Consider the following 5,531-nt stretch of genomic DNA (forward strand, 5'->3'; position numbering starts at 1 on the left):
ATCCCGTGATGATTAGAGACGGAAATAATCGCCCGACAGGCAAGACCTTAGAAGACGGTCTGACGATTTTCGTGAGAAAACATCACAACCCAAAAACAAAATTCGACGAGCTGGTCTGGTATAAAGACAACGCAGGCGTTGAGCATAAAGCGCCGAAGAAAGGCTGGCGGATTTTTAGCGGCTCGTATCGCGTCATGCAGGAAGAAGCCGTCAAGGGAATTCCACTGCTGGCGAAGAATAATCTTGAAACCCAGACCGATACGGAAGTCAAACTGCCCAAGCCGATTGCGGTGAAAGCCGGCGAGGAACTGGGTTTAATGGGCGAATATAATCAAGCGGACGAACAGGATAAAAAACTGTTGCATTTGGAAGTGTTCACCTACGACAATATTGACGCCTTTCGGACAAAAGCAAAAGCGGCGTATGAAGAGAATAAAAAGCGGGAAAAAGGCAAACGGGTATTGCAAGATAATTTCCTGTATGTAAATCGCAACAGCCCGACTTATGCCATTGCCGAAAATCAGGTGATGCCCCTCGGTACGACGTCGACGGAAGTGATGGTGCCGTTATCGGAAGTGGAAAAGGAAACCGTCAAGGAAGGTGAAAAGAGCCGGGATTACTACAATATCCAACCGTACTTACACCATGGCACGAAAAGCAAGACGGGAATCTATGTGGACGACAGTCATGTGACCCACGGTATTACCTTCCCCGGAGCAAATGTGTTCAGTCAGGCAAGTAACAGCCTTTGCTTATTTGACGTATCGTTGGATAAATATATTAATCCGAACAGCGGATTAACGCTGGAAGATAAAAATCAATTAGACCCGATGTTTAGGGCTATCATGGACGAGCTGGATTTAGAGGCGGATAAGAGCACGCCGATACAATTTGAGGCGGGAAGATTACGGGATATTTTGTTAGACCCGATACAACAAAGACGGCTGACGGGGATTATTGTCAAACACGATAACGAATGGAAAACGACACGACAGCTTGATTTTGAGCCGGTGTGTAACGTTTATCGCGAGAACGGTAAGGAAGAGAAAGCGACCCGCCTGGCCAAACGGGTGGACGATTTATCGATAGGATTAAAGGTTGAGCAGTTTGATACGGAACAGCAGGCTTATTTTATTCATCCGTTGGGGGTGATTGGGGCATTAATGCCTTATTCGACTTGTTTTTGTCATCGGGATTTTACGGTTGAAGAAGTCAAAAATATTATCCATTCATTAAGAGATTCAGAACCTAACGTGAAGAAAAGCTTAGGATATTCATTGTTTTCAGCCAAGAATTGTCAAATTCCTAAAACGGAAGCTACTTATGAAAAACTCACAAAAGAGCTGAATTTAGCAATGCGAAAGTATGAAATTAATACCTGCATAAGAAAAATTCACTTTTTAGCACAGTGCTATCATGAATCTGGACACTTTTCCACATCACAAGAATTCGGTTCTTTAGAATATCTAAAAAATAAATTCTATTATCCATATATTGGTCGAGGGTTAATCCAATTAACTCACTCTGGAGAAAAAATTGGTGAAATAGGTTATAAACAATATTTTGAATATATTGGTAGAAGTGATTACAGCACAAATTATTCTCTTCTGAATCAAGATCTTCATTTGGCAGTTGATGCCAGTGGTTATTTTTGGAAAAGAGGAAAATTACTAGGTTCAGGTAATGTACTAAAAGCTAAATACCCTAATTCAAATGGGGAAAAAAATAATTATCCGAAAACAAAGTTATCTACACATACTACAGTTGATATAAATTTAGTTGCTGATGATGACAATACCCACCAAGTTACTTATTTAGTAAATGGTGGGCAGTATGCTATAAATGAAAGAATTGCTTATGTTAATGAGTTAAAGAGGATTTTTAATTATGACAAAAACCATAAAGATAAGTAAACTTCTGACTTTTTTAGGAAGTGCTGTTTTTTTATTTAGTCCTTATGCTAATAGTAAAAACATCAATAATTATTTAAATAATAATGAATTCTTTTCTAGAGACATAGATATTGATAATAATGGAGTAATGGATAAAGTTATTAGTAATATTAATGGATTTGGTAATGCTTTATTGTTTTTTAGAAAAGATAATAATAATTATAGTCTAGTTCTAGATAATGTAAATTTATCAGAAGACGGTGGAGCAGTTATTAATGATATAAAAAAATCCAGCGATAAAAAATATGTAATGATTATTATAACAAACTCAGAAAAACTAAATATCATAAATAATTATTATGTTAATTACGAAAACAATAAATGGCTGATAAGTAAAATAACCTCGGAATTTAGTGGTTTTTTGGATGATTACTCCAAGAAATATATTTGTAGGTTTGATGATTTAAGAGTAGATCTTGCCAGTGATAACATTGAAGAAAAACTACCCAATTCAAATTTATCAGATGAATATATCAATAATAACTGTGAATTGAATTATTTTTTTGAAAGCTCATTAGATGGGTTTATAGAAAGATTTCATGAAAATAATATAAATATTATAAATGGAGTTGAACGCTATAAAAAACTAATGCTTATTCACCCTTACGAAAATAAAACTAAAAAGCAATATATTTCTATTATCAAGAAGTTATCTGAATTAAATTTGAAGGAGGAAAAGGAGTATATAGAAAATAATATAAAAAAAGAAGAAAATAATATTGGAGTTATTATTAACAAATCTTATTTATATTCATCTATCGGTAATAAATCTAATATGTATTTAGTGAAAGGGGATAAAGTGAAAATTCTAAAAAAGCAGAAGGATACGTCTAGTAATAACTGGTACTTCATTAACTACAAAGGCAAAAAAGACATCAATATGTGGATTAAAGCTGAGGCAGTTGATATAAAAGAATAACTAAAAAAACAATTGAAAAATCGACCGCACTTTTGAACTGAAACCACCTAAAAGTGCGGTGAATTTTATCAACGTTTTACAAGCGGTAAGATTTAGGAAAAATTTTGTAAAAAATTCGCTGAATCTCACCGCTTGTTTCATTATCCTCTACCCTGTTCTATTTAATGAAAATATCCCAGCCAAAAAGCAAAATTTGACAAGCTGGTCTGGTATAAAGACAACGCGGGCGTTGAGCATCAGGCGCCTAAGGAAGGCTGGCGGATTTTCAGCGGCTCTTACCACGTCATGCAGGAAGAAGCCGTGAAAGGGATTCCACTGCTGGCGAAGAATAATCTTGAAACCCGGACCGATACGGAAGTCAAACTGCCCAAGCCGATTGCGGTGAAAGCCGGTGAAAAGAGCCGGGATTACTACAATATTTTTAGCCAAATTTAAAACATCAATCTAATGGGTACCTTATTAAAAATAACCGGGAGATTTTATTAAAAGGGGAAAATTGATAATAATAACCGGAAATGGTATTTTATTAATTACAAGGGCAGAAAAGACATCAATATATGGATTAAGGGCGAAGTCGTTGAACTAAAAGAATAACTTAAAAAAACACTTGAAAAACTCACCGCACTTTTAAGAAGGTCGGTCAAAAGCACACAAGATTTTTCGATAAAAAGGAACACCCATGGCAGCCCAATCCGATTACCGCTATAGCCTCACCTTAAACAACCGCGCCGAGTTTGATGTGGTGAGTTTCGTTTTCACCGAAGGACTTTCTCAGCTCTTTCGCCTTGAACTCGAACTGGCAAGCTTTGATTCCTCCCCCGCCTTTGCCGAGATTCTGGATAACAGCGCCACGCTCACCTTCTGGCAAGGCGCCGAGCCGGTGCGTTACGTAAACGGAATTGTGACCGCCTTCGTGCAAGGTGAAACCGGCTTTGCCCGCACCCGCTATAAAATGGTGATTGAGCCGGCGCTTGCCCGGGCAAATTTGCAGGCGGACAATAAAATCTTCCAGCAGCAAGACAGTGAAAAGATTATCCGCACGTTACTGACGAAAAGCGGCGTAAATCAGGTGGAATTTCACCTTGCTTCACCCTATTGGCAACGGGAATACTGCGTACAATACCGGGAAACGGATTTAGCCTTTATCGAACGATTGGCGGCGGAAGAAGGCAGTTACTATTATTTCGAGCACACGGCGGACGACCACCGCTTGCATTTTTCCGATAACACCTCGCTATCCGAAGAAAAAGGCGAATTGCTTTATAACCCCACTCCGGCAGGCGAACGGCCGGAGCCGGCGTTATGGCATTGGTCGTATGAAACGAAACTGTTGACCACTCAACAGACATTACGGGATTACACCTTTACCAATCCGCGTTACCGTCAGGAGCATCTTGCGCAAAATCAGCAACAATCCGTATTAGGCGAGAACCTTGCACAAGCCACTTACGAAAAATACGACTATCCGGGGCGTTATAAACAAGACGCCCAGGGCGAACCGTTCAGCCGTTACCGGTTAGAATACGAACGCCGGGAAGCGGAAGCGGCGTTGGCGGTGGGTGATGATTTACGGGTAATCCCCGGTTATCGCTTCTCGCTAACAGGCCATCCGCGGGAACGCTTTAATCAAAGCTGGTTAATTGTGGAAGTGGAACATCGCGGTTATCAAACCGGCATACTGGAAGAAGAAGCGGGCGAGACGGGCAACCGCTATGAAAACCGCATTAAACTGATTCCAAGCCTGGCGCCATGGCGCCCGACGCCACAACCGAAACCGCGGGTGGACGGTCCGCAGATAGCCCATGTGGTGGGACCGGCGGGGGAAGAGATTTACTGTGACGAATGGGGCCGGGTGAAAATCCAGTTCCCGTGGGACAGACTGGGACAGGAAGATGAAAACAGCTCCTGCTGGGTGCGGGTGAGTCAGGCCTGGGCGGGAGCACAGTTCGGAAATATCGCCATTCCGCGAATCGGACATGAAGTGATTGTGGACTTTTTAGAAGGCGACCCGGACCAACCGATTATCACCGGCAGAACTTATCACAGCACCACCGAACCGCCGTATGACCTGCCGGCACATAAAACCCGGATGAGCATCAAATCCAAGACGCACAAAGGCAGCGGCTTTAACGAATTGCGTTTTGAAGACGAGAAAGAGCGGGAAGAAATCTTTATTCATGCCGAACGTGACCAGAACAATGTAGTCAATCATGACGAAACTACGCAAATCGGCAACGACCGCACGGAACAGGTGGGACATGATGAAACAATTAACATCGGTAATAACCGCACCGAAACGGTGGGGCTGGACGAAGTCATCACAATCCACCGCGACCAACAGCGTAGCATCGGACGAAATCGTATAACGAAAATCGAAAAGGACGAGATTTTAAACATCAACAACCAACAGCAAACCACCATTCATGCGGACTACACCATTGAGACCGGCAACGATTACACGATTGAAGTGTCCGGCTCGGCGGAATGGACGGCGGGCGAACTTATCGAACATCAGGCCGAAATTTTTCATAGCGAAGGTTATGACGAAGTGGTGATTGAAAGTCAGGCGGGCAAAGTGATTATCAACGGCGAAGGCATTACCTTAATCGGGCATGTGACCATTGAAGGCAGTTTGGCCTATGAGAGCGGTTCGCCGGAAG

At 41.6% G+C, this 5,531-nt stretch carries 4 protein-coding genes; all 4 read left to right on the forward strand.

What is annotated here, in order from left to right:
- Positions 1-1,913, forward strand: a 1,913-nt coding sequence (locus ACEYKX_RS00425; protein ID WP_373780347.1) for a glycoside hydrolase family 19, incomplete at its 5' end; no start/stop codon positions are given.
- A complete protein-coding gene (locus ACEYKX_RS00430) occupies positions 1,888-2,871 on the forward strand; it encodes a hypothetical protein (protein WP_373780348.1) in 984 nt (327 codons plus the stop codon). The genes ACEYKX_RS00425 and ACEYKX_RS00430, both read left to right, overlap by 26 nt.
- Before the next feature lie 300 nt (positions 2,872-3,171).
- Entirely contained in the window at positions 3,172-3,306 is a 135-nt protein-coding gene (locus ACEYKX_RS00435) for a hypothetical protein (protein ID WP_373780349.1), read from the forward strand.
- A gap of 244 nt (positions 3,307-3,550) precedes the next feature.
- A partial coding sequence (locus ACEYKX_RS00440) for a type VI secretion system Vgr family protein (RefSeq protein WP_373780350.1) occupies positions 3,551-5,531 on the forward strand: 1,981 nt, incomplete at its 3' end.

Origin of the sequence: Glaesserella sp. (assembly GCF_041817755.1) — a bacterium.
Taxonomy (GTDB): domain Bacteria; phylum Pseudomonadota; class Gammaproteobacteria; order Enterobacterales; family Pasteurellaceae; genus Glaesserella.